This is a genomic window from Pelagibacterium halotolerans B2 (assembly GCF_000230555.1).
Taxonomy (GTDB): domain Bacteria; phylum Pseudomonadota; class Alphaproteobacteria; order Rhizobiales; family Devosiaceae; genus Pelagibacterium; species Pelagibacterium halotolerans.
Genome location: NC_016078.1, coordinates 2,806,245 through 2,828,055 on the forward strand (window position 1 = coordinate 2,806,245; position 21,811 = coordinate 2,828,055).

Genomic DNA, 21,811 nt, shown 5'->3' on the forward strand with positions numbered 1-21,811 from the left:
ATGGCAGTGATCTCCAAAGGGCAAGCCAGACGATCCCTGCCACCGTGCGGTGTTGCGTTTCGGTCATTGCCGAATATCGGTCAGGGGAGGAATGTGGAATGACGATCGAGTTGGGCCATCTGGCGCTTATACTTGCCTTCGTGATTGCGGCCGCTCAGGCCGGAATCGGCTTTGCGTTCTGGCGCGCTAACGAAATGGCGCAACGCTTCGTGAAGCATGCAGCACTTCTGCAGTTCGGTCTCGTGGGGCTTTCCTTCGCCGCGCTCGTTCAAGCCTTCATGAGCGATGACTTCTCGTTGCGGCTGGCTGTACAGCACTCCAACTCCCTCCAACCGATGCTCTACAAATTCACCAGCACATGGGGCAATCACGAGGGTTCCATGCTGCTGTTCGTCCTCACACTCACGCTGTTCGGCGCCGCAGTAGCTGCGTTCGGACGCAATCTTCCTAACGAGCTCAAAACCCTGGTTTTGGCAAACCAAGGGCTGATGGTCGCGGCTTTCTCCGCCTTTGTGATCTTCACATCGAATCCGTTCTGGCGGCTCGATCCCGCGCCGTTCGACGGAACCGAACTCAACCCGATCCTTCAAGATATCGGCCTCGCCATCCACCCCCCGCTGCTCTATCTGGGCTATGTCGGGTTCTCGATCTGCTTTTCCTTCGCAATCGCTGCACTGGTGTCGGGCCGGATCGATGCGGCGTGGGCGCGCTGGGTGCGGCCCTGGACACTGGCGAGCTGGGCGTTCCTCACCCTCGGGATCGCCATGGGGTCCTACTGGGCATACTATGAGCTGGGCTGGGGCGGCTGGTGGTTCTGGGATCCGGTGGAGAACGCCAGCTTCATGCCGTGGCTGGCGGGAACCGCGCTGCTGCATTCGGCGGTCGTCATGGAAAAGCGCAACGCGCTCAAGATCTGGACGATCTTTCTGGCCATCGTCACCTTCTCGCTATCGCTGCTCGGCACCTTCCTCGTGCGCTCGGGCATTCTCACCTCGGTTCATGCCTTCGCTTCCGATCCCACGCGCGGCACAGTCATTCTCGCGATGCTTGCCGCATTGATCGGTGGGGCATTCACGCTTTTTGCCCTGCGCGCTTCCTCACTTCGTCACGGTGGCCTCTTTGCCCCAATCAGTCGGGAAGGCGCGCTGATCCTGAACAATGTCTTCCTTGCTGCTGCAACGACAGGTGTTTTGGTCGGTACGCTCTATCCTCTTGTTCTAGAATCCTTTACGGGCGCCCGCATCACGGTTGGAGCACCGTTTTTTGATCTGACCTTCGGCGCGCTCATGGTGCCGTTGCTGCTCCTGATCCCGTTCGGGCCGTTCCTTGCCTGGAAGCGCGGTGATCTGGTTGCGGTTGGGCAGCGGCTCATTGCGGCCATAGTGGTCACGCTGGTGCTGTCCCTTCTCGTCTTCGCCTTTCTGGGTTTCCCTGTAACACTCGCACCGATCGGTCTCGGAATTGGTATCTGGGTGATGGTCGGTGCGATTGCCGAAATTGCCGATCGCATCGCAGCCGGCCGGGTTACGCCAGCTCAGAGTTGGGCCCGTCTTAAGGGTCTGCCGCGTACGGCGTGGTCGACGGCAATCGCTCATTTCGGCGTCGGGGTTTCGGTCATCGGCATCGTCTGTGCCACGGCGTTCCAGACTGAAATCGTCACATCAATGCGTGCGGGCGAGACCATCGAGATTTCCGGATACTCGGTGACCTATCAGGGTGAAACCCAGGTAGGCGGGCCGAACTTCACCGCCGAACGCGGTTCTTTCGCTATCCGCTCGCCCTGGGATGGAGTGAGGGAGGTAACGTCGGAGCGACGGATCTATCCGGTCAGCGGCACGTCAACCACCGAGGCAGGAATCCGCACATATGGGTTGAGCCAAATGTACGTTCAATTCGGAGAACGTTTCGGTACTGATGGCCGGGTCGTGCGTCTTTGGCACAAGCCGTTTGTGCTTTTGATCTGGCTGGGCACGCTTTTCATGGCAAGCGCGGGTTTCCTCTCGCTTACAGACCGAAGGCTGCGCATCGGAGCGCCCACAGTGGCCAGGAACAGGACTAAGCCGGTAGAGGCGCGCCCATGAGGAAGTTGATTATTCTCATTGGAACCCTCGGAGCGCTTTTAACCCCCGTAGCTGTCCCAGCCGTTCAGCCGGACGAAGTATTGGCTAACCCGGTCCTCGAACAACGTGCCCGCGCCATCTCGAGCAATCTGCGTTGCCTTGTGTGTCAGAACCAGTCGATCGATGACTCGGATGCACCCCTTGCCCGAGATTTGCGACTAATCGTACGTGAACGTCTGGTCTCAGGAGATTCCGACACCGAGGTCTATGATTTCGTCGTGGCGCGGTATGGTGAGTTCGTGCTGCTCAATCCGGTTTTCGCTGGTCACACCATCTTTCTGTGGGTAGCAACGCCGATCTTATTGGTGGCAAGTTTTATCATGCTTGCCGTTTTGGCTACCAGGCGCCGAAACATCCGAACTGGCGCTGCGAGCCTTTCGTCAGAAGAAGCCAAAATCCTCGATCAACTGCGAAGCGACTAGCCATCTATTGATGTTCTCCGACCGTCTTGTCGTCGTAAAAGGGTAATTGTCCTCGGCCAAAGAGCTGCCATGTCGACTTCATTCCCATCAAGCTCCGGTGACTGTGATGGGTTGGCTGGCGGACTGGCTTTCGACGTAAATGGGCGATCGGCTCCAATTGGTCGACCACGACGATCCCTACAACGGATTCTGCCGCATATCCGATCAGGGTTAGCGTGACCGCGGCGGGCGAGATCACGGTTGCGAGCCTCCCATAGCCGAGGATTCGCATAGACCGCAGTTTCAAGTGCCACGGCACCATGACAACAGGCACAACCGGACCAACACAGCAATCCTTATTGCAAATGCTTCGCAATAGCATTATCGTTCGCTAGTTGAAATTGCGCGGGCTCAATCATGCTCGGGGTCTTTCGAAGGTCGCGGATTGGAGTCTTTCTGGTCATGGTGCTGTTGGCGCCTACGGCCTTCTCGACGGTCGTCACCGAGGAACCCTGGCATCCTGCCGCCGCCGCTTATCGCAGCATGCTGTTCATGGCAGATCTCGTGCCAGCGCCGTGGGACGAGATCCGAAGAGCCTATGAGGAACCGCATCCGGCCGCTGCCATCCAACGACCGGCCAGTACCTATTTCGACACTTTGCCAGCGGATATGAACGTTGCGATCGTCGACGCTATCGCTTCGGAAAACCGTCAGGCCCTTTACGAAGCATCAACGCGAGCTGTCTCCTGGCTCGCGAGAGCGGCGCTCGCCGAGACCGCCGCGGCTCTAGCCGATCCGGGAAGGGCCCAGCAGAAGGCGCTGGAGGCACAAGCCTACTACAGGGCCTTCGCATCGTTCATCGAAGAGGCTGATCGTGAAGCGGCTCGGCGCCTTGGCTTTGCCTGGCTCGAGCTGATGAGCGCGATCGGCACGACCGGCGTCATGGGAGCCAACGTGATCGGCACAGACGAAGAGACCTTCCAGCGAGCGAGGGCGGAGATCGATGCCTATCTCGCTGCAAACTTCGAGCCGACTAGTTTTGTCGAAAGACGGACGTTGCCCCCCCTGCCGGAAAGCGTTGTCGCCACGCGTGGCGAGGTACAGGTCGCCGCCTGGCTGCCGCCGGGGTCCAGCCTCGCCGATCAGGATCCGTTGCCCCGGCTGGTCCTGAACTTCGAGGAGCGCGGCATCGACGAGGCGGAACTGCCCTTGATCGCCTTCGGGGACATGCTCTTCGACAGCCCGAACATCTTTGGCGAACCCGCCCGGTCATTGGGCATCACGTGCTCGACGTGCCACAACCGAAGCGACATCAATCAGAGCTTCTTCATCCCCGGAATCAGCCATCAGCCGGGTGCGGTCGATGTACGCGGCTCCTTCTTCAATCCCCTGTTCAACGACCAGCGTCGTGGCAGCCTCGACATCCCAACTTTGCGCGGCCTACGCTTCACTGGACCTTATGGGCGAGACGGTCGCTTTGCCAGCCTGTCGGAATTTACCCGCAATGTGATCGTCAGCGAATTCGGGGGACCCGAGCCTACTCCATTCCAGCTCGACGCGCTCGTCGCCTACATGCTGGAGTTCGACTTTCTTCCGAACACGCGGATCGATGGGATGGGTCGCCTGACCGCAGGGGCAACCGATTCCGAACTGCGCGGGGAGGAGCTCTTCCGCAGACCGTTCGCGCAGATGGACGGGCGGTCCTGCGCGTCGTGCCATGTACCGTCCTCGGCGTTCCTCGACCGGCAATCGCACAACATCGGCTCGGACTCGGAAGGCTACGGCGGCGCCATGGACGGCTATTTCGATACGCCCACGCTGCTGGGGATCAACTTCACCGCACCCTACTTCCATGACGGTTCACAGCCGACTCTTGCCAGTGTGGTGGACTGGTTCGACACGCGTTTCGAGCTCGGCCTCGCCGACCAAGCGCAAGACGACCTCGTGGCCTACCTCCAGGCCGTCGGCGCGGCTGACGAGCCGTACCAGACGTTCGACGGCCTCGATACCGTCTTCCGGCTCGCCTGGGAGGAGCTGACGACCTTCGCTACCACCTTCGACACGCTCGCCAGAAACCGGGATGCGGTGAACGCAAACCTCATGCTCGAGACCGTCGCCCTCGATCTGGCGCTCGACGCCACGGGGATGTTGAACTCCGCGGCACGAGCACAGGTCTTCGAGCTCGTAGATATCCTCAACGGCATGCGGACGGCGGTCAATGCTGGCAATTGGACCGAAGCCGAAACGCTCTGGGGCAACTTTCAGGAGTTGAGAGATGCATATGAAGACGACATGTACTGAGCCGCGTCCCTTTTCTCCGACTCGGCGATCGCTGCTGGTGTCGATGGTGGCCCTGCATTTCGCACCTGCAATGGCGTGGGCACAGGCAGGAGACGGCTTGACGCTTGCCTTCGTCCCACAGGAGGACCCCGAGAAGCTTCTCGGCGACATCCGGATCATCACCGAATGGCTGGGCGGGGAGCTCGGCATGCTGGTACGCGGCTTCGTGACCAGCGATCACGCAGCGGCCGTCGAGGCCCTGCGTAACGGCGACGCGGACATCTCCTTCATGGGGGCGCTGCCCTATGTCCTTGCCAATGAATATGCCGGCGCCACGGCCATCCTCCAGGAGGTCTATTTCGGCCGTCCCTATTATACCGCGCGCGTGTTCGTACGCCGGGATAGCGGCATCGCCGAGCTCGCGGATCTGCGCGGCAAGACCATAGCCTTCGCCGATCCGATTTCAGAGTCGGGCTACTACTATCCGCTGGATCTCTTCGCGGAAGCGGGCCTATTCCAGCGCGACGACGACCCGGGAACCTTCTTCGACCGCGTTCTGTTCGCCGGCGGATATCAGCAGGCGATCCAGGCCGTGGCGAACGGGCTGGTCGATGCAGCGGGCGCCAGCCAGTACGCCGATATGCTGCTGACTCCGACCCAGCAGCTCGAGGTCACATGGATCGCCGAGTCCCGACCGATCCCCTCGCACAGCGTCATAGCTCGCGGTGACCTGGCACCTGACCTGCGCGAGGTCTTCGTTTCAGCGATGCTGAGGTTGAACGAGCCGGAGCTGCGATATCTGCTGCAATATGTCTACGGGCCGGACGGCTACGTCGTCGCGGATCTGGCCGCCTATGAGGAGGTCAGAACGCTGGCGAGGGCCTATGGTTTGCTGAGATAAGTTTCATGAAGTCCGACGCGATCGTACTTCGGGATCTGAGCTTCCGGTATCCGGGCGAGGGGCGACCGGTCCTGACGATCGCTGAGTTGCACGTACCGATGGGACAGCGCGTGGCGCTGATCGGCGCCTCCGGCGCGGGCAAGAGCACGTTGTTGCGCCTTATTGACGGACGGCTGCGCGGCTGGTCGGGGCACTGTGAGGTCGTCGGCCTCCCATTTAGTCCGAACCGCAAGCCGCCCCGAGCGTGGCGCCGCCGCGTAGGCTTCGTTTTCCAGGAATTCGCGCTGGTCGAGCGGGGAACCGCGCAGGACAACGTGCTGAACGGTAGGCTGGGCCATGCCGATCCGTTCTGGTCTCTCATGGGCAGGTTTGGGGCAGACGACTTCGGGATCACCGATCAGGCAATACGCGATGTGGGAATGGAAATTTTCGCGGCCCGCCGCGTCGATCGGCTCAGCGGTGGCCAGCGTCAAAGGATCGCCATCGCCCGGTGCCTCGCGCAGGAACCGCACCTGCTGCTGGCCGACGAGCCGGTCAGCAGTCTCGATCCCGTAAGGGCCAGCGCAGTTCTCGAGCTGTTGCACCGGGCCGTCACGAGCCCGGAGACTACACTGGTATTGTCCTCGCATCAGCCGGGGTTGGTCGCAGGATATGTGGATCGCTTCATCGCGCTCGAGGGGGGGCGCATCGTTTTCGACGGCCCGCCGGACGCGCTGAGCCAAGCCCAACTCGCCGGCATCTATGGCGCGCGCGCCCAGGGCCAGAACGAGGCGGCCGCGCGATGACGGCGAGATCCCATAGGCGAACGGAGGTGGGCGGCCGCGCGCAAGATCGCGACAGGCAACGTGCCTGGGGGCAGTTCCTGCTCTCGGTCATGATCGTTCTGATCGTCATGTGGTCATGGAGCGGCAGCGAGATCGACCTGCCGCGCCTGGCCGAGAGCGGCGGGCGGATCGCCGAGTTCTTGGGCAGGATGATGCCGCCCGATCTTTCGGTGCTGCCGGTGGTCATCGAATCCTCGGCCGAGACGCTGCGCATTGCGATCCTGGGGACCGTCGGCTGCATTTTTCTCTCAGCCGTTCTTGGCCTGCTGGCAGCACGAAACCTGACCCCGGCGATCGTCCACGTTCCGGTCAAGACGGTCCTCGCCGTCATTCGTGGCGTGCCACTGATCCTCGTCGCCATGCTGATGGTGGGCGCCGTGGGGCTGGGGGCGCTGCCCGGCATACTCGCCATTGCCTTCCATGCCACCGGGATGCTGGCGAAATTCTATGCCGAGGCCATCGAGAGCATCGATCCAAGCCCCATCGAGGCGCTGGAGAGCGCTGGCGCGACCTTTCTTCAGAAGCTGCGTTTCGGCGCTTGGCCGCAGATCGCTCCGGACGTCCTTCGGGATACCTTATTCCGCTTCGAGATGAACCTGCGCGAATCCCTCATCCTGGGCGTTGTAGGAGCGGGCGGCATCGGCTTTTACATCCAGATGTATGTGCGTGCGTTCCAATACGATAGGGTTGCGACACTGACGATCGTGGTCATTGCCTTCGTGGTTGTTATAGAACTGGTCAACAACGCCATCCGCGGCCTTCTGCGCTAACGGCTTGCTGGCAAAGCGATCATCGTTTCGGCATTGCTATATGTGCTTCCTTGCCAACCCCAAGAATGACTGAGGAGCATAGATATAGTAGATTTAGCGGGTAGGCCGATGCGCAGCGAACGCATGCCAGCTCAAAGGGTCAGCAGCGGCAAACTGTCAGAGCTAGAAATCCCATGATTGCTGAATCCTTCGACTCCTATTGCGGCCCGCCGCCCGTGCCGGACAGTATTTGGCTGCAATGGAATTTCGACCCCTTTGCCATCGCTCTCATGGTCTTGATCGCTATTGGGTGGTTCACCCAAGGTAGAAGGGATTCGGCAGGAAGGGCCGCAGTTTTCGGGGCGCTTGTCCTAATTGGCGTTGCTTTCCTCTCGCCCATCTGCGCTTTGACCGTAGCGTTGTTCTCCGTTCGAGTAGCCCATCATGTCATCCTGATCTCGGTGACGGCTCCCCTGCTCGCAATTGCGCTGCCTTGGCGGCGAGGCCCCCGGCTGCCACTTGCACTATTGACGGTGTTCAGCGCCATCACGTTATGGATCTGGCACGCTCCATTGGCCTATGAGTGGGCGATCGGCGGCGCGCTACCGTACTGGCTGATGCAATTAACCTTGCTTGGCACCTCCTGGCTGTTCTGGCGTGAAATCTTCAGCCCGGAACGGTCATTTGGGCCGAGCATACTCGCGCTGCTTTCGTTTGTGGCACAAATGGGCCTGCTCGGCGCCATATTGGTTTTTGCACGCAGACCGATTTATCCACCGCACTTCTTGACAACTGAGCCGTTTGGAATTTCCACGCTCAGCGATCAGCAACTTGCAGGCTTGGTGATGTGGGTTCCCGCGATGTTTCCGTATATCGCGGTCGCGTTGTGGCTGCTGATGCGGTTCCTGAGCAGAGACGACACCAAACATCCTGAAACCACCGTATGATCTCCAGGCCTATAAATGCCCGCATTGCTGATGGCCTGGATGCCCGCAGCGATCTGATGCGGAGCCAGAAGAACGGTTCTACATATGGGCTTTGAGATTGCCAGTATCGGGGTCTTGGCGGCACTGTTTGCAGGCATGGTCTCGTTTCTTTCACCCTGCGTGCTTCCCCTGGTGCCGGGATATGTTTCCTACATCACAGGCAATATGGACCGCAGCGGCGTAGCGGCGCGCTCGAACGCCTTGCTCCTGAGCCTCTGTTTTGTCGCCGGATTTGCTACGATTTTTGTTGCGCTCGGCGCAAGCGCCACAGCGCTCAGCAGGCTGCTGCTTTCGTGGCGCTACGAAGCCAACATTGTAGGGGGCGCGATCGTCATTGTGTTCGGCGTTTTTACGACCGGTCTCGTTAGGTTGCCATGGCTCTCTCAGGATCTTCGATATCATGGTGCCCTGAAAGGTGGGGGGCCGGCTGGCGCCTATGTCTTGGGGTTGGCGTTCGGCTTCGGCTGGACGCCCTGCATTGGCCCGATCCTTGGGGCAATCCTCACCGTGAGCGCGACGTCAGAGGCAGCAGGAAGTGGCATCCTGCTGCTCTCGATCTATTCGGCGGGTCTTGGGGTGCCATTTCTGCTCACCGCCACCTTTGCAGACAGCTTGGCGGCAAGGCTCAAGCACATGCGCCGGCTGGGCCGGGTGCTACAGATCCTCGCCGGGATAGTGATGATCCTTATGGGACTGGCGATGATCACCGGCCAGATGTCCGCATTTGCTTTTTGGCTTCTTGAGCGCTTTCCGGTCTTCGCACGTATAGGATAAAGGAATCCGGGAGGGGCGAGGGAAACTACCTCCGTGAGACCTGAGTGCATCACCGACAGCGGTGAGGAACCAACCGCTGCTGTCTGCAGCCATGTCCGCACGCATGATTTCCGGCAACTATGTTAAAAAGCGAACCACAAGAGGGGCGGCCACGTACCATAGAATGGCAACGACGAAAAACCCCCAAAGGAGCAAATGAAAGAGACGCAATCCCAGCGGCGGCTTATCTGACATCGGGCGCCTGCACGCCTAAAGGAGGCTCATCCTGATAGAATGATGACTTGGCCGGCGCCGTAATCCACATGTCGGCGAGCCTATTTGTAATGTAGTTTTTTCTATCTGGCGCCGGAAAATAAGCGACAAGGTTTCCGTTCATATGCCTGGTTCTCCAACAGTCGTTGGAGAATTGTACATCCTCTAGTCGCTACAGCAGCAAGGGCAAACGCAGATTATTTTGCCAAAGTGTTGGTTTGCCAATTTGGTTCTGCTCCGCTGATCACGAAATTGGACAAGGCCCCAAGGGATCAAGAGGGGAGACGCGAGGATCATTCACGTTGAAGACATAACGCCTCTCGCAGACATCCCAGGTCGGCGGGATTCCTGTGTTGTCGAAGATATCCGCGCCTTCTTTGAGATTGCGCCAAAAATCAACATGAGGGCTCGATGCGTTCGCCTGGATGTTAGCTTCCGTCATCGGAAAGGGCAGCAACTGTAGTTGGAAGGATCGATTGCCGCCTCTGAATGTTTCCCGGGCAAGTGCGAAAATCTCCTTGATGCCATCGTCGGTCATGGCGTAGCAGCCAACTGACAGACAGTCCCCATGAATCATCAAGTTTGTTCCAGTGCGCTCCCAAGCCTGATCAAATTTGTTCGGAAAACCGACGTTGAACGATAGCCAGTAGGAAGAGTTCGGGTTCATCAAGTCGGGTGTTACGTCGTAGAAGCCCTCCGGCGATTGATGATCGCCTTCACGGAATTTTGGCCCTAGTTCCCCTGACCATTTGCATATGTCGTATGTCTTCAAGAGGCTGTATGTGCCGTCGCTGGTTCGTTTCCAAACCTCCAGCGTCGAAGTCTGTTTATAAAGGCGTATCATCATCGGCTCAGATGGCGAGGAGTTGATTTCGGCCATCCGTTGGAGGAGCTCTGGCGGCAGCGGAACGTTATGGCGATTGTCGCCCATGTACTGACTGCATGCTGCCAGCGCCAAGGTGGCAAAAAATACGACAACTACGCGACTGACATATGCGATTGCGAGGGGCATGGGGATCACCGGAGTAAGTGCCAGCTAACCATACTGGCTCGGCGTTACCGATCTCTTGCCGTCGCAGTTTCACACGCTGCCGGCTCACGCAGTTGGCATTGCTGCATGCGGCGCGAACATTCACGCCGTCAAGCATCCTGTAACTCACAAAGCGGCGTTCTGCCAATTTCTCGGAATACGTCTTCTCATCGCTTCCGCCGGTGCGGACAGCCGTCGACAAGTCTGATGGTGACTAGACCACGTCAGACCCACCCCACACGGCCACCTGTTCACGATGGTTGGGCATTTTGCAGGATATGGTTTGCTGCTAACATGGAAGTGCACAAGCGTGCTCGCGCCTACTGCCGCAAGAAGACTTGGATTATCTGAAGGAGAAGTGTGATGTACGACCTTTCGGGCATCAAAGCTGGAATGGAAGTTCTTGGTGCCGACGGTGCGCCGGTGGGTACGGTCGCATCAGTGGATGGGGACCGTATTCGGTTGGAAGCCGTCGACATTGGGTCGCACGCAGGCCACAAGCACTACATCCCAGGCGGCATCGTGGCCATCGTGGAAGACAATACCGTTCGCCTTTCGGCTACCGGCGCTAATGCCGTCTTGCTGGATGAGGAAACCGACGGCTCGCCAGCCGACTAAACTGTGCTCAAGGCGAATTGGTACCAAGGCCCCTGATTTTGGGCGTGGCGGCGCATCTCTCTGGATAGGGCTAACCGGGCGCAGCCGTTCTTCGTGCGTTTCTCAGCAGAAGGGACACGAGCGGCATGCCGGCCAGCCTTGGCCGCAGGGAGCCGTCCTCGCCATAGACGAAAAGCAAGCGGCGACGAGCGAAGATATGGGCAAGCCAGAAGGTAAAGCCGACCCCTACCGCCCACCCCATTATCGTGTCGCTTGGCCAGTGAACGCCGACCAATTGCCGGGATAGACTGATCAGAATGCCGATGGAAATGAAAATCGACCGGAACCTGGGGAATACCAGTGCAAGTGCCATGGCCATGGCGCCAGCGGTCGTGGCATGGCCAGAGGGAAAGGCGGCGTAGTCGGGGTTGAGGGCGAACACCTGGAAGTCAAGCGGATCCTCCCCTTGCGACACCGCGGGCCGGGCACGGCCAATCGAGTATTTCGTAATCAGTACAGCGAGTCCGCCGCCAGCAACCGATAGAAAAACAAACCCTGCCGCTGCCACAACGGCGTTGGCGCCCACCACGATCCGGCGACGCAACCGCGCCCTGGGCAGGAAAGCCAAAAGGATGAGCAGCGCGCCCGAGCCTACGAGCACTTCCACGCCTGCACCCAGCCGTGTGATGTGATTAGCGAGGGCGGACAACTCCTCGGGGAAAGCACGCATCCAGATCGCAATCGGACGATCGACATTGAATATGGTCCACAGCGAAAGAGCAAACAATAGCGCGAGAATGACCAACGGACGCTCGAGTGGAGCGCGAAGCGACGGAGACGTTACACTCGCCGGGGCAACTAAGCGGTTCCAACCGGTAGCAAGTGGCCATCGGCTTCTAGAAAGCTCTTGGGCTTTTTCCATCCTGCAACCTCAATGACGGACGCCTTCCGCGAGAACGTGCATCTTGCTACCTTCTTTACCTATGGGACCGCCACTGCAATTTTGCCGCAGATGGCGAGAACAAATTACCCGCCTCATATTACCGTGATGCGGTCGTGAACCACGGATCGAATACTTCTAGACGCCTGCCAGCAGCCAGGTATGGAGTAGGATCGATTGCGCTGCTCTCATTACGAATTTCAAAATGCAGATGGGGTCCGGTCGACCGGCCGGTGGAGCCGACGAGCGCGATCACCATATCCGCCTCTACCTCGTCCCCTTGGTCAACCAGTGCTCGCGAAAGATGAGGGTAGCGCGACATCAGGCCCGAGGCGTGGGTTACTTCGACCACTCTGCCGTAGTCGCCCTTCCAACCAACAAAAGTGACGGTCCCGCGGCCCGCGCTCAGGATCGGCGTACCAGTCGGAGCTGGAAAGTCGATGCCGGAGTGAAATGCGGATTGGCCGGTGAAAGGATCTTGGCGCAGACCAAAGTTAGAGCTGATGCGTGTAGTTTCAATCGGTCGATGAATTGGTACATCGTCCATGGCCCTGCGCGCTTCCTCCAAGCGAGCCATGGCAGTGAGGATATCGACCATATCAGGGGTATCGGAACTTGATGGAAAATCGCTAGCATCCAAAAATGGACCGCCTATGGCCAACTCGCTTAGAGTCGGCTCATGGCCGACGCGCCTCAACTCTGCGACGATCGTCTCGACTGATCGGTCCATCACCTCGGAAAGGAGCGTCACCGAGTCTCCGATCTCTTCTTCCATTGCTCTTAAGTTCGCTTCAAGAATATCAAGCTGCTCAGCAGGGCTCGCTCCACCCGTCGCCGAAAGGACTGGGCTTTCATTCGACTGGGGGAATGGTACCAGCTCAGGAGCCAGTGCCGTCTTCGCAAGCATCTCTATCGCCAAGAGCTGATCTTCCAGCTGTGCCTGGCGTTCAACCAATTCCTGACCTCTAAGAGTCGCTGTTCCGGAGTTCGCGATTTCTCTGGATCGAAGCCGGTCAACATTCGTGCTCAACTCGGCGATGCGGTCTTCATAGGCCCTCAGCACCACGGAACTTCGGTTGTTCCAGAAATCGCTAAGGTCCTCATTGTTGAGGAGTATCGTGAATGTGAGCACATTGGTGAGAAGCAGCCCGCCAAGCACCCCCCAACAGGCGAGCGTTTGATATGATGATGCACGACCGCTCACGACGACGACTCCGGAGTACTCCGGACAAAATCGTTCGCTATGGTTAACGAAATGGAAATGCCCCCGCCTGAGCAGATCACATTTTCAGGAATTTCATCTCTTTGGCGTAGGTGAAATTCTGGGTCCGTACGGCCATCACGGCGCAGTGACGCCTCGGAGATCACTTTTCAGCACGAACTTACGCAACTTTTTCATTCGGCCCATTACCTCTCTCGCCCAATACGCTTTGCGATATACTTGCAGGCAAGGGTGCGGGTTTTTCGATACGCCCCAAGATCGGCAATATTACGAGGAAGTAGGCGAAATAGTATGCCGTCGTCACTTTGGCGAGGAGAACATAGATCCCCTCGGCAGGCTGCGCGCCCAGATAAGCCAGTGCGATGAAATTAACGACAAACAGCCAGAAGAACGGCTTGAACAGTGGGCGGAACGTTCCCGAGCGTACCTTGGATGTGTCGAGCCACGGTAGGACGAAAAGGACCAGGAGCGACCCGAACATCACGATGACCCCACCCAGCTTGGAATCGATGAACAGGACGTTGAAATCTATTGCCCTCAGCATGGTGTAGAAGGGCAGAAGGTACCATTCGGGCACGATGTAGGCTGGAGTAACCTGCGGATTGGCCGGGATGTAGTTGTCGGCATGCCCCAAGATATCAGGGGCAAAGAACACGAACCAGGCGAACGGGATCAGGAAGACAACGATCGCGAAAAGGTCCTTCATCGTATAGTAGGGGTGGAAGGGCAGCGCATCGCGGCTCTCTTTCACTTCGACCCCGGTGGGGTTGTTATTGCCCGGAACGTGCAGCGCCCAGATGTGCAGGACGACGACCGCCGCGATGATAAATGGCAGCAGATAGTGCAGTGAGAAGAAGCGGTTGAGAGTCGGATTGGCGACCGAGACCCCGCCGAGAAGCAGCGTCTGGATCGGCTCGCCTACGATCGGGATTGCAGAGAAGATACCGGTGATCACCGTGGCACCCCAGAGGCTCATCTGGCCCCACGGCAGCACATACCCCATGAAGGCTGTGGCCATAAGCAGGATGAACAGGATCACCCCGAGCATCCAGATAATCTCGCGCGGCGCTTTGTAGGACCCGTAGTAGAGGCCGCGAAACATATGGACATAAGCGGCAAAGAAGAACATCGAAGCACCCACCGCATGGGTACCCTGGATGATGCGCCCATAGTTGACGTCACGACGAATCTGCTCGACCGAAGCAAAGGCCATATCCACGTTCGGAGTGTAGTGCATGACAAGAACAACGCCTGTCGCGATCTGCACCACCAGCATGAAGGCGAGAATGCCCCCGAACGTCCACCAGTAGTTGAGATTCCTGGGGGTGGGGAAATCCATCAGGTGCTCTTTAGAGAACCTAAGGATCGGAAGCCTTTCATCGAGCCAGCGTTCGATCCTGGTGCCGGGCACGTAGCCGCCAGAGTGGGTCGTTGCTTTCGAGTCGCTCGATGTCGCCAAAGTTCTCGAGTCCTCTTTTCTGCGTTTCCGCCTGATGCCTAGGTCATTTTTCTTGGTAGCGCGCGGGCCGTCCGTGTCTTTAGTATGTGAGAATGTCGATCTCGGCCGAACGAACATCATTCCACTGCGAAATTAAGCCTGTTGCGATAAGGATGTGCGATGTCGCGGAATGTCGCACTGAACATGCTCTTTGCGCGGCACTTCCCCACGTGCCCAGGTCGAAACCGACTTAGCTCAGACCCAAAGTTCTCTTTCGTCCGAAGCTCCAATCGATGCCGCCGTCGCTGCGCGCGACGCCCGAGATGTGCTTGCCGAGATGCTGCTCGACCGATGGTGTCCAGGGCACGAGCTTGAACCCCAGTCCATCGTCAATCATCGCCACGCGGCCCGAAGCGAGCGCGAAACGCTGGCGATAGGTGCCGGCCACATACTCTCCCGATGCCGCTTTCTGGAACGGGCTACCCGTCTCTGCGGCCAGCCGTTCCCCAAGCGCGTCCAACTCGCGGCGCCGCAAGGTGGCGAGAAGACTACGGGCGAAGACGATGCGCTGACCCTCGCGCCGGGCCAGGCCCTCCTCAATCAGGTGATCGGTGCGTGCCTCGAGCGCCTGCTGCACCTCGGCGCCGAAGCCGCCGCCGAACCCGGCCGGATCGCCGGCCACGAGTTGGCGGTCGAGCCAGGTGGCGCCATCGGACTTGATCTGGTCCGCGATAGACAGGTCTGAGCGCACCGCCAGTGCGGTTCGAACATTGTCCCTGGAATCGGTGTAGGTGCGCAGCTCGACGATAGAGCCGAGCCCGCCGTCGCCGGTGGCGGAAAGATCGTGGAAGCGGATATGGTGAGTGCGCCCGTCGGTGCCATCGATCACCGCATAGGCTTCCCCGGTCAGTTCATCATGCAACCCGCGATCGACCAGCCGGCCGATGACCGGGCTGTCGCCGCCCGCGCTTGCGAGCGTATAGTCGGACACGGCGCGCTCGATACCTCGGTCGGCGACCGCCTTATGCATCCGTTTGATGATGTCGTTGCGCTCGCCCAGTTCGCGTAATGTGGATTCGGCTTCCTCTGCGATTTGCCATTGCTGGCCGCCGACCGGATGAGCCAGGCCGAAGCTTTCGAGCGTGCGTATCCGGCCGGCCTTGAAGGCATGATACTGGTCCGGCCGCTCGCCCGGCTTGGGCGCGAGATCGACGATGCGGTTCTCACCGCCTTCGCGCAGGAGCTGGCGGTCGAGGTCGGTCCAGCGGTCGGCGCCGGTCTGCCGCTCGAGGCTTGCGCGAATGTCGGGATCGTTGCGGGGCCCAAGTTCCTGAGTGATGAGATCGCGCGCCCGGTCGCGCAACCCTGAGCGGATATAGTCGCGCGAGATCACCAGATCCTCGCCGGTGTCGGCTACGCCGCGCACGAGGACATGGATGTGCGGATGCTCGGTATTCCAATGATCGATCGCCACCCATTCGAGATCGGTGCCGACGTCCTTCTGCATCTGGTCCATAAGCTCGCGGGTAAAGCCCTTGAGGTCGTTCAGGTCCCCCGCGTCCTCGGGTGAGACGATGAAACGGAAATGGTGCCGGTCGTCGGCGCAGCGCTCGGCAAAGTCGCCGGCGTCGGCATGGTCGGTCTCGGGGCCGAACAGGATTGCCTTCTTGCCGTCGCGAGTGACACCCTCGCGCCGGAGGTAATCGAGATGGCGCGAGGCGCGTGCCCCTGAGCCGCCGTTGCGGACAACCCGCGCCTTGACCACGGCAACCCGGCTGCGGCGCGTGATGAGGCGATTGGCCACAACATTGGCAGTGCGACCGCGCCCGAAGTTGGAGGAGCCCGACGACCCGAAGCCGTTGCCCCGCCCGTGGCTGCCGCCGGCTCGCGTGGCAGCGGCGAGCGCCTGGGCGATGAAGGGCCGCATTCTCTGGCTGGCACGCGAGCGGATGCGTCCCGGCCGGACCTTGAAGTCGCGATCCTTGCTCATGGCCGAAATCTCCGCACGGTGCGAAATGGACTTAAAAGCAACGCGAAATCGCGATGGCGCACGGTGCGATATCGGCCAGTACGGTGCGATATTGGCTTGGAAACCCCCTGGCTCCCGCACCCCGACCGTGCCGCACCGTGCGGCTTTTATCTTGCCATGACCCCAGCTTGTTGTCCCCTCCCTGCCGGCCCTTCCGCTCTTGTGCCCCTGGCTGCGCCCCAATGCGATACTCCGCGAAGCCGATCATGGGGCGCTCCCCGGACGGGAATTGACCGGAACAAAGATCGGTGCGGCGTAAAGATCGGCATCGGACGGACGGCCGGTTGACGGCTGGAGCGCAGTCAGATCGACGATGCGTTGCAGCGGGACGGACAACGCGGATGCCAAAGGATTGTCGACGGATGCGGTTTCGAGCACGTCGAAGGTGCCGCCGACCAGCGCGGAATGTGCGCGAGATTCGTGCGCTTCGGCGATGACGGTGGCAAGAGTTTCGACGTAAGCCAGCGTCTCGGCCGGCAGTTCGCGCGCACCGGACAGATACTCCTCATAACGTCCGGGACCCGCATTGTAGGCGGCGAGAAACCCATCCGGTCCGAACCGATCGAGCATCTCGCGCAGATAGGCGGTGCCCGCAATGATGTTGTCACGGACATGCAACGGGTCGGGCCCGAGATGATAACGTTCGCGCAACTCGCCATAGGTCGCCGGCATCACCTGCATCAGCCCGATAGCGCCCTTGGGCGAGACGGCGGACGGCTCGTTGCTGCTCTCGGCGGTGATGACGGCGCGTATCCAGTGCTCGGGAATGGCGAAGCGGAACGATGCTTCGGCGATCGGGATCGCGAAGGGATCGACCGCTTCGAGGTGTGCCGGAACGTCCTGGGCCTGCATGGGCATGACGGACGCGATGCCGATCATACCGCTCACAACGGCGAGCATGAATGCACGCCGAACGATAAATCCCGCACGGCTTTCGGTTCCGACCAGCAACAATCCCGCCACCGTGCTCGCGCCCCTCAAGGGCAAGGCGCAAGCGCCGGCCCGTGGCCGCCCTTGACCGGCCCTGCGCGCGATGGCTGCACGGTAGCCGATCGGGACGGAGGGATTGACCAGCCGACGATCGAACAAAGGGATTGCACCGAAAGGGCGGTCCCGCATGAGATCACCCCTTGGGGTCGCGCCGCAACGGGCGCGACCATTGTAAGGTGTAGGCTGCATCCCCCGAACGGAAGAGATTGGCGTGTACGGGCTGCGCAAAGGCGAGGCCGTCGATCAGCACGGAGACATATTCCCCGGCCTTCTCGCCCACCCTCGTCCAGCCGGCGCCGATCTCGGCACCGTCCGCATCGGTGACGTGGATGCGGTAGTCGGGCGCCTTCTCGTTGCCGCCGCGCTCGAGCGGCACCAACACCACGTCAACGCCGAGTATCGGGGTCTGTATCCTCCCCGAGAAGCCGCTTTCCGTGCGGGTGAACTGTCCGATCTGTGCCATTGGAACCTCCATTGATGGCTGGGTGGGAAAGACGGTCAGCGCGCCGGGGCGCGCCATTCGTAGCGGCCGTCGCCCTCCTCATCGGTCCAGAGCGGGAGCGCCCGGCCGATGATCGCGGCAACGGGCAGCGGGCCGAAATAGCGGCCGTCGAGGCTGTCGGCGGATTGCCAGTTCATCAGGAAGATTTCGTCATCGGCGACGGTGCGGCAGCCGTGCCAGGCCGGCAGGTCGCGGCCGGCGCCGTCGCGGTCGAGCGCCATGCCCATCTCGATGCCATCCACGGTGACGGTCGGCCCGTCGCGGCAAATCTCCTGCCCCGGCAGGCCGAGCACGCGCTTGAGCATGGGCACGCCGCGCGGCAGATAACCGCGCTCGGCGAGGAACGCGGCGAGGTCGTCGGGCGGCGTGACGGCGACCAGATCGGCGATCTCCAGATGCTCGGCCGCATGCACTGTGAAGAGCCCGATCGGCACGCTGGGCGAGGCGTTCCAGATCAGCGCGGGCGGCGGATCGACGAAGGCCGAGGCGCCAATGGCAACGCTGGCGAGATACGTGGTGATCACCCATCCAAAGCGCGTCATGGCGCGATCCCCCGGCGCTTGAGCCAGGCGCGGTGCTGCGCAGGCTCGTATGCGTTCGGTTCAAGGCCGGCGGCGATACGATTGTGGGCGTGCCGCCAATAGTCGGTCGCCGCGTCGGCCGGATCGACGCCGATGGCCTCTACGGCGTCGATTGTCTTGAGGACGCGCTCGACCTTGGGCCAGCCATTGACCTTGAGCAGGATATCCCCGCCCGGCCGAACGAAAGGGAGCGTTTGATAGACCTGCCCATGTTCGACGGCGAGGACGATGTCGATACGCGAGATGATGGTGCCGTAATCGTTGGCCGCCCAGCGGACAAAGGCAAAGACGCTGCCGGGGGCGAAGCTCACGCGGCGACGGTGACGGTCGAGGCGCTGGTTGTGCGCGGGATGGCCGAACCTGATCCAGAACTCGATCTTCTTTTCGATCCAAGTGAGCTCGACATGCGTTAGGAGCGCGGTCATGGCGTCCCCCTTTCCGGCGCCATGCCCAGCCTGCCGCGCGCCGGAGGCGAACGGTATCCACACACTTCCCCGGTCAAGAAGAAGGTTAGATTCTTGATGTTAGGATAGTTAGAGGGGGCCGATTCCGCGTTTGGTATCCCGACCTTACGCGGTGTGGGCGTTCCCGATAGTACGGGTCGGGCGTTCCTGATAGTACGGGCTTGGGCGTTCCCGATAGTACGGGTCCGCGCCGAAGTTTTGCACACGGTTATCCACAAGGCGGCGCGCGCGGTCATGGCCTGCCTCCGATCCTAAGATCGGCCCGCTCGGGTTGGAAGCCCAGCCGCTCTCCGCCGTCAGCACCGATGAACAACAGGAGGCGATATCCGGGCAATGGCTGCCGCCGGACGATGCCGCGTAGCTCGAAGCGGAAGCGGCGGGCCGGCGAGAGCGTGCCGGATTTGAGATAGAGGTGCGTGACGTCGAAGCTCCAGCCGCGCGCCTGCCGGCCGCCGTGCTTGCGCGCGAGCCGGTACAGCCAGCGTTCGAGGCCGCCCGTCAGCGCGAAATAATTTCGGTCGATTGTGAGGATCAGCGCCTCGTCGAGCACACCGGCATAAAACCAGTCTGGGAGGATGAGTTCGATGCCGAGCGGGCGGCCGTTTGCGTCGAGCCGTTCCTTCCACTCGTTGATCCAGGAGAAGCGGTGGCGGCGGCGCTCGCTGATCTGCCGGATGGAGGTGACGATCGTGGTCGATTGAAGCCGGTCGAGCGCGGCTTTGAGGCGCTCGTAGCTCAGCGCGGAATCGCCGCGGCCGATGAAGGCGAGAATCTCGTATGGGGTCGCAACCATGAGGCGTGACGTGGCGAGGCCCCGGTCGCGGGCATCGACGATCTGGCTAGCGGCCCAGATCAGGATATCGGCATCCCAAATGGTCGCCATGCCGTGCTCAACCGTAGCCTCGACCCGGATGACCACCTCACCCATACGGAAGTCGATCGGCGCGATGCGCCGGGACTTGGCGAGCGAGAAGAACGGCCAGGCCATGAGATCCTGAGCATCGCGTGGCGCGATGGCGCCGGAGCGCGCTCGGAACAGGTCGAGTTGGTCGGTCTCGGAGCGGACAGGTACGGCCATTGAAAGACGCCGCCCTCAACGCTTGCGTTCGGCACCGGGATCCGAGGTCGAGCGACGCGCGCCGTCCTCGGCCCAGGCTTCAAGATCGGTGACGGCGTACACGACACGACCACCGAGCTTGCGGAAAACCGGCCCGGTGCCGAAGACGCGGTGCTTTTCGAGGGTACGCGGGGAGATGGCAAGCAGACGCGCCGCGTCGGGGGTGCGCAGGTAGCGCGGGAGAATGGGAGGCAAGGGTTCGGTCATGGTAGGGCTCCGTCGCTCTGGCAGCCCCGCTTCGGATAGCGGGGCTGACCGACGGCAAGCGTGGCGGAGAATTCGGCCCAGGGGGGAGTCCCGACCTTGCGGCGAAAAATCCTCTGAAATTTGTCCCCCCTTGCCGGAACCGGCATGAGGATGTGGCCGGATCAACCCCAACGAATGCGGTGGAAGGAGCGGGTAAGGAGATGACGATAGTCGCCGTCGCGCATGGCATGTCCAAGCCGGATCAGGCGGGCGACCTTCTTGCGCAGACCTGAACTTTTCCAGCCATGGGAGGTGATGTCTCGCGCTTCCTGGGTGAAGAGAACAGCGCCAACCTCGCGGCGGCTGGCACCCTCTTCCTCGCCGTCGAGTGCGCGCAGCGAGAGGGCAAGACGATGAAGCCGGTAAGGGGTTAGGGCCGGTTCGAGAGTTGGGGCGCCTGTCGGCAGACCGGCCAGCTTGAGCAGAAGTCGCATCAACGCTTTGAGGCGAACTATCCGCCAGGTATCGTTCGGAATGACAAAGGCCCAACCCGTCGCGTCTGCATCCGCCTCCACCCGCATTCGGAGTTCGCCCTCGGTGTCGCGCAGCACAATGGAGCGGCCGGCACCGTCATAGGATTGGGCGAGGAGATCAGGCAGGCTTTGGGGCGGAATTGCGTGTACATCGGGGAAGCCCGGGGGCGCCGGTCCGATCAGCACGACACTCGGCAGGAGGTGCGGTTCCCAAAGAACTGGCGCGTCGGGCGCCGCGAAAGGACAACCCCCAGGACTCGCGCAACCGCCGCATGGCCTCGGTGGCGTCGATCTGGCCGCTCTTGACCTTGCGATCGAGCTCCGCGTGCTCCTCCCGGAAGCGTGGATCGCGCGAGATGAACTCGAACGCGAGGTGTTCGAGGTCGAGCGTTTTGAAGTAGTCCGTGGACGCGGACGACCGCCAGTCCCCAGCCATTGCCATAATTGCCTCCTCCCCTAGTCCGCCGATCGCAGGGAAGTGCCCGATTATCGAGGGCAGGCTGGAACGGCATAGGGCAGCGCCGCCTATCACAGCATAGGGCACTGGTGGCGTGGCGCACCGTCGCGGCGATGACAGGCGCACTGGGAGGGGCTCGGCCTATTCTATACGGGCGCTACGCAGTAGTTCGTAACCGCCAGTGCTAACCATCCAGTGCGCGCGAGCCAGATGGGCCTGGTAGGCTTGATAGGTGCGCTCGGGCTCAGCCTCTGGATCGATTCTGAGAACGGTTTTCGCGACTTCCGTCCAGTCGGCACCTTTTTCCTCGGCTATGAGCAGGCGGAGATAAACATAGAGAAGGCGATAGTCGTAGTCGGTCAGCTCGTCGGAGAGCACCGGCGCGTCCGCGATCTCTGGTTCCTGTTCTGGCCGTGGCCTCTTCATCCAAAGCATCCC

The 21,811-nt window shown here is 60.8% G+C and carries 23 protein-coding genes; 9 read left to right on the plus strand and 14 right to left on the minus strand.

Annotated elements, in window-relative coordinates; genetic code table 11:
- Nucleotides 1-98 precede the first annotated feature (98 nt).
- The 8 genes from KKY_RS13715 (at nt 99) to KKY_RS13755 (ending at nt 9,035) form a co-directional block, all read left to right on the plus strand.
- Nucleotides 99-2,081: a heme lyase CcmF/NrfE family subunit gene (locus KKY_RS13715; protein ID WP_014131964.1), complete on the plus strand. Its 1,983-nt coding sequence runs from the start codon at nt 99-101 to the stop codon at nt 2,079-2,081.
- The gene (locus tag KKY_RS13720) at nt 2,078-2,542 is read left to right on the plus strand and encodes a cytochrome c-type biogenesis protein (RefSeq protein ID WP_041528784.1); all 465 of its coding nucleotides are present in this window, start codon (nt 2,078-2,080) and stop codon (nt 2,540-2,542) included. The genes KKY_RS13715 and KKY_RS13720 overlap by 4 nt, the downstream gene beginning before the upstream one ends.
- Before the next feature lie 441 nt (nt 2,543-2,983).
- Nucleotides 2,984-4,822, plus strand: a complete 1,839-nt coding sequence (locus KKY_RS13730; protein WP_014131966.1) for a cytochrome c peroxidase — start codon at nt 2,984-2,986, stop codon at nt 4,820-4,822.
- The gene (locus KKY_RS13735) at nt 4,797-5,702 is read left to right on the plus strand and encodes a phosphate/phosphite/phosphonate ABC transporter substrate-binding protein (protein WP_202945623.1); all 906 of its coding nucleotides are present in this window, start codon (nt 4,797-4,799) and stop codon (nt 5,700-5,702) included. Before KKY_RS13730 ends, KKY_RS13735 begins: the two co-directional genes overlap by 26 nt.
- A 5-nt stretch (nt 5,703-5,707) precedes the next feature.
- On the plus strand, nt 5,708-6,487 hold the full coding sequence (locus KKY_RS13740; protein ID WP_041528787.1) for a phosphonate ABC transporter ATP-binding protein: 780 nt from the start codon (nt 5,708-5,710) through the stop codon (nt 6,485-6,487).
- Entirely contained in the window at nt 6,484-7,296 is an 813-nt protein-coding gene (gene phnE / locus KKY_RS13745) for a phosphonate ABC transporter, permease protein PhnE (protein ID WP_202945624.1), read from the plus strand. Before KKY_RS13740 ends, phnE begins: the two co-directional genes overlap by 4 nt.
- 173 nt (nt 7,297-7,469) lie before the next feature.
- Entirely contained in the window at nt 7,470-8,222 is a 753-nt protein-coding gene (locus KKY_RS13750; RefSeq protein WP_014131970.1) for a cytochrome c oxidase assembly protein, read from the plus strand.
- An 84-nt stretch (nt 8,223-8,306) separates the two neighbouring features.
- Nucleotides 8,307-9,035: a cytochrome c biogenesis CcdA family protein gene (locus KKY_RS13755; protein WP_014131971.1), complete on the plus strand. Its 729-nt coding sequence runs from the start codon at nt 8,307-8,309 to the stop codon at nt 9,033-9,035.
- A gap of 496 nt (nt 9,036-9,531) precedes the next feature.
- Here the strand turns inward: KKY_RS13755 and KKY_RS13760 are convergent, their stop codons facing one another.
- Nucleotides 9,532-10,299: a L,D-transpeptidase family protein gene (locus KKY_RS13760; RefSeq protein ID WP_050811719.1), complete on the minus strand. Its 768-nt coding sequence runs from the start codon at nt 10,297-10,299 to the stop codon at nt 9,532-9,534.
- Nucleotides 10,300-10,680: 381 nt separating this feature from the next.
- Here KKY_RS13760 and KKY_RS13765 point away from each other — a divergent pair, with 381 nt between their 5' ends.
- Nucleotides 10,681-10,935 carry a DUF2171 domain-containing protein gene (locus KKY_RS13765; RefSeq protein ID WP_014131973.1) on the plus strand — a complete coding sequence of 85 codons (255 nt, stop codon included), beginning with the start codon at nt 10,681-10,683 and terminating at the stop codon, nt 10,933-10,935.
- Between the two features lie 70 nt (nt 10,936-11,005).
- Here KKY_RS13765 and KKY_RS13770 read toward each other — a convergent pair whose 3' ends face one another.
- From KKY_RS13770 to KKY_RS13830, 13 genes are all read right to left on the minus strand, one after another.
- Nucleotides 11,006-11,719 (minus strand): phosphatase PAP2 family protein, encoded by a 714-nt coding sequence (locus KKY_RS13770; protein ID WP_014131974.1) that lies wholly within the window; start codon nt 11,717-11,719, stop codon nt 11,006-11,008.
- Nucleotides 11,720-11,954: 235 nt separating this feature from the next.
- Complete coding sequence (locus tag KKY_RS19690) at nt 11,955-13,058, minus strand: M23 family metallopeptidase (protein WP_014131976.1); 1,104 nt, start codon at nt 13,056-13,058, stop codon at nt 11,955-11,957.
- A 178-nt stretch (nt 13,059-13,236) separates the two neighbouring features.
- Nucleotides 13,237-14,535 carry a cytochrome b gene (locus KKY_RS13780; protein WP_014131977.1) on the minus strand — a complete coding sequence of 433 codons (1,299 nt, stop codon included), beginning with the start codon at nt 14,533-14,535 and terminating at the stop codon, nt 13,237-13,239.
- 229 nt (nt 14,536-14,764) lie between these two features.
- On the minus strand, nt 14,765-16,504 hold the full coding sequence (locus tag KKY_RS13785; RefSeq protein ID WP_014131978.1) for a relaxase/mobilization nuclease domain-containing protein: 1,740 nt from the start codon (nt 16,502-16,504) through the stop codon (nt 14,765-14,767).
- 243 nt (nt 16,505-16,747) lie between these two features.
- Nucleotides 16,748-17,662: a lytic transglycosylase domain-containing protein gene (locus KKY_RS13795; protein WP_041528789.1), complete on the minus strand. Its 915-nt coding sequence runs from the start codon at nt 17,660-17,662 to the stop codon at nt 16,748-16,750.
- Between the two features lie 4 nt (nt 17,663-17,666).
- On the minus strand, nt 17,667-17,996 hold the full coding sequence (locus tag KKY_RS13800; protein ID WP_014131980.1) for a DUF736 domain-containing protein: 330 nt from the start codon (nt 17,994-17,996) through the stop codon (nt 17,667-17,669).
- 35 nt (nt 17,997-18,031) lie between these two features.
- Entirely contained in the window at nt 18,032-18,577 is a 546-nt protein-coding gene (locus KKY_RS13805; RefSeq protein WP_014131981.1) for a S26 family signal peptidase, read from the minus strand.
- Nucleotides 18,574-19,041: a DUF2840 domain-containing protein gene (locus KKY_RS13810; RefSeq protein WP_014131982.1), complete on the minus strand. Its 468-nt coding sequence runs from the start codon at nt 19,039-19,041 to the stop codon at nt 18,574-18,576. The genes KKY_RS13805 and KKY_RS13810 overlap by 4 nt, the downstream gene beginning before the upstream one ends.
- 271 nt (nt 19,042-19,312) lie before the next feature.
- Entirely contained in the window at nt 19,313-20,158 is an 846-nt protein-coding gene (locus KKY_RS13815; RefSeq protein WP_014131983.1) for a replication initiator protein A, read from the minus strand.
- Between the two features lie 15 nt (nt 20,159-20,173).
- Nucleotides 20,174-20,404, minus strand: a complete 231-nt coding sequence (locus KKY_RS13820; RefSeq protein WP_014131984.1) for a helix-turn-helix transcriptional regulator — start codon at nt 20,402-20,404, stop codon at nt 20,174-20,176.
- Nucleotides 20,405-20,565: 161 nt separating this feature from the next.
- Nucleotides 20,566-21,102: a DUF2285 domain-containing protein gene (locus tag KKY_RS19695; protein ID WP_014131985.1), complete on the minus strand. Its 537-nt coding sequence runs from the start codon at nt 21,100-21,102 to the stop codon at nt 20,566-20,568.
- Nucleotides 21,035-21,358 (minus strand): transcriptional regulator domain-containing protein, encoded by a 324-nt coding sequence (locus KKY_RS21035; protein WP_420864529.1) that lies wholly within the window; start codon nt 21,356-21,358, stop codon nt 21,035-21,037. Before KKY_RS21035 ends, KKY_RS19695 begins: the two co-directional genes overlap by 68 nt.
- Nucleotides 21,359-21,514: 156 nt before the next feature.
- Nucleotides 21,515-21,799 (minus strand): hypothetical protein, encoded by a 285-nt coding sequence (locus tag KKY_RS13830; protein ID WP_041529477.1) that lies wholly within the window; start codon nt 21,797-21,799, stop codon nt 21,515-21,517.
- Nucleotides 21,800-21,811 lie beyond the last annotated feature (12 nt).

Bases quoted from the DNA above. Each gene is read 5' to 3' on its own strand.
- KKY_RS13810 (WP_014131982.1), bottom strand. From the start codon at position 19,041: ATGACCGCGCTCCTAACGCATGTCGAGCTCACTTGGATCGAAAAGAAG.
- KKY_RS13800 (WP_014131980.1), bottom strand. From the start codon at position 17,996: ATGGCACAGATCGGACAGTTCACCCGCACGGAAAGCGGCTTCTCGGGG.
- KKY_RS13785 (WP_014131978.1), bottom strand. From the start codon at position 16,504: ATGAGCAAGGATCGCGACTTCAAGGTCCGGCCGGGACGCATCCGCTCG.
- KKY_RS13715 (WP_014131964.1), top strand. From the start codon at position 99: ATGACGATCGAGTTGGGCCATCTGGCGCTTATACTTGCCTTCGTGATT.
- KKY_RS13755 (WP_014131971.1), top strand. From the start codon at position 8,307: ATGGGCTTTGAGATTGCCAGTATCGGGGTCTTGGCGGCACTGTTTGCA.
- KKY_RS13815 (WP_014131983.1), bottom strand. From the start codon at position 20,158: ATGGCCGTACCTGTCCGCTCCGAGACCGACCAACTCGACCTGTTCCGA.
- KKY_RS13795 (WP_041528789.1), bottom strand. From the start codon at position 17,662: ATGCGGGACCGCCCTTTCGGTGCAATCCCTTTGTTCGATCGTCGGCTG.
- KKY_RS13760 (WP_050811719.1), bottom strand. From the start codon at position 10,299: ATGCCCCTCGCAATCGCATATGTCAGTCGCGTAGTTGTCGTATTTTTT.
- KKY_RS13765 (WP_014131973.1), top strand. From the start codon at position 10,681: ATGTACGACCTTTCGGGCATCAAAGCTGGAATGGAAGTTCTTGGTGCC.
- KKY_RS13820 (WP_014131984.1), bottom strand. From the start codon at position 20,404: ATGACCGAACCCTTGCCTCCCATTCTCCCGCGCTACCTGCGCACCCCC.
- KKY_RS13730 (WP_014131966.1), top strand. From the start codon at position 2,984: ATGGTGCTGTTGGCGCCTACGGCCTTCTCGACGGTCGTCACCGAGGAA.
- KKY_RS13805 (WP_014131981.1), bottom strand. From the start codon at position 18,577: ATGACGCGCTTTGGATGGGTGATCACCACGTATCTCGCCAGCGTTGCC.
- KKY_RS13735 (WP_202945623.1), top strand. From the start codon at position 4,797: ATGCATATGAAGACGACATGTACTGAGCCGCGTCCCTTTTCTCCGACT.
- KKY_RS13830 (WP_041529477.1), bottom strand. From the start codon at position 21,799: ATGAAGAGGCCACGGCCAGAACAGGAACCAGAGATCGCGGACGCGCCG.
- KKY_RS13750 (WP_014131970.1), top strand. From the start codon at position 7,470: ATGATTGCTGAATCCTTCGACTCCTATTGCGGCCCGCCGCCCGTGCCG.
- KKY_RS13740 (WP_041528787.1), top strand. From the start codon at position 5,708: ATGAAGTCCGACGCGATCGTACTTCGGGATCTGAGCTTCCGGTATCCG.
- KKY_RS21035 (WP_420864529.1), bottom strand. From the start codon at position 21,358: ATGGCAATGGCTGGGGACTGGCGGTCGTCCGCGTCCACGGACTACTTC.
- phnE (WP_202945624.1), top strand. From the start codon at position 6,484: ATGACGGCGAGATCCCATAGGCGAACGGAGGTGGGCGGCCGCGCGCAA.
- KKY_RS13720 (WP_041528784.1), top strand. From the start codon at position 2,078: ATGAGGAAGTTGATTATTCTCATTGGAACCCTCGGAGCGCTTTTAACC.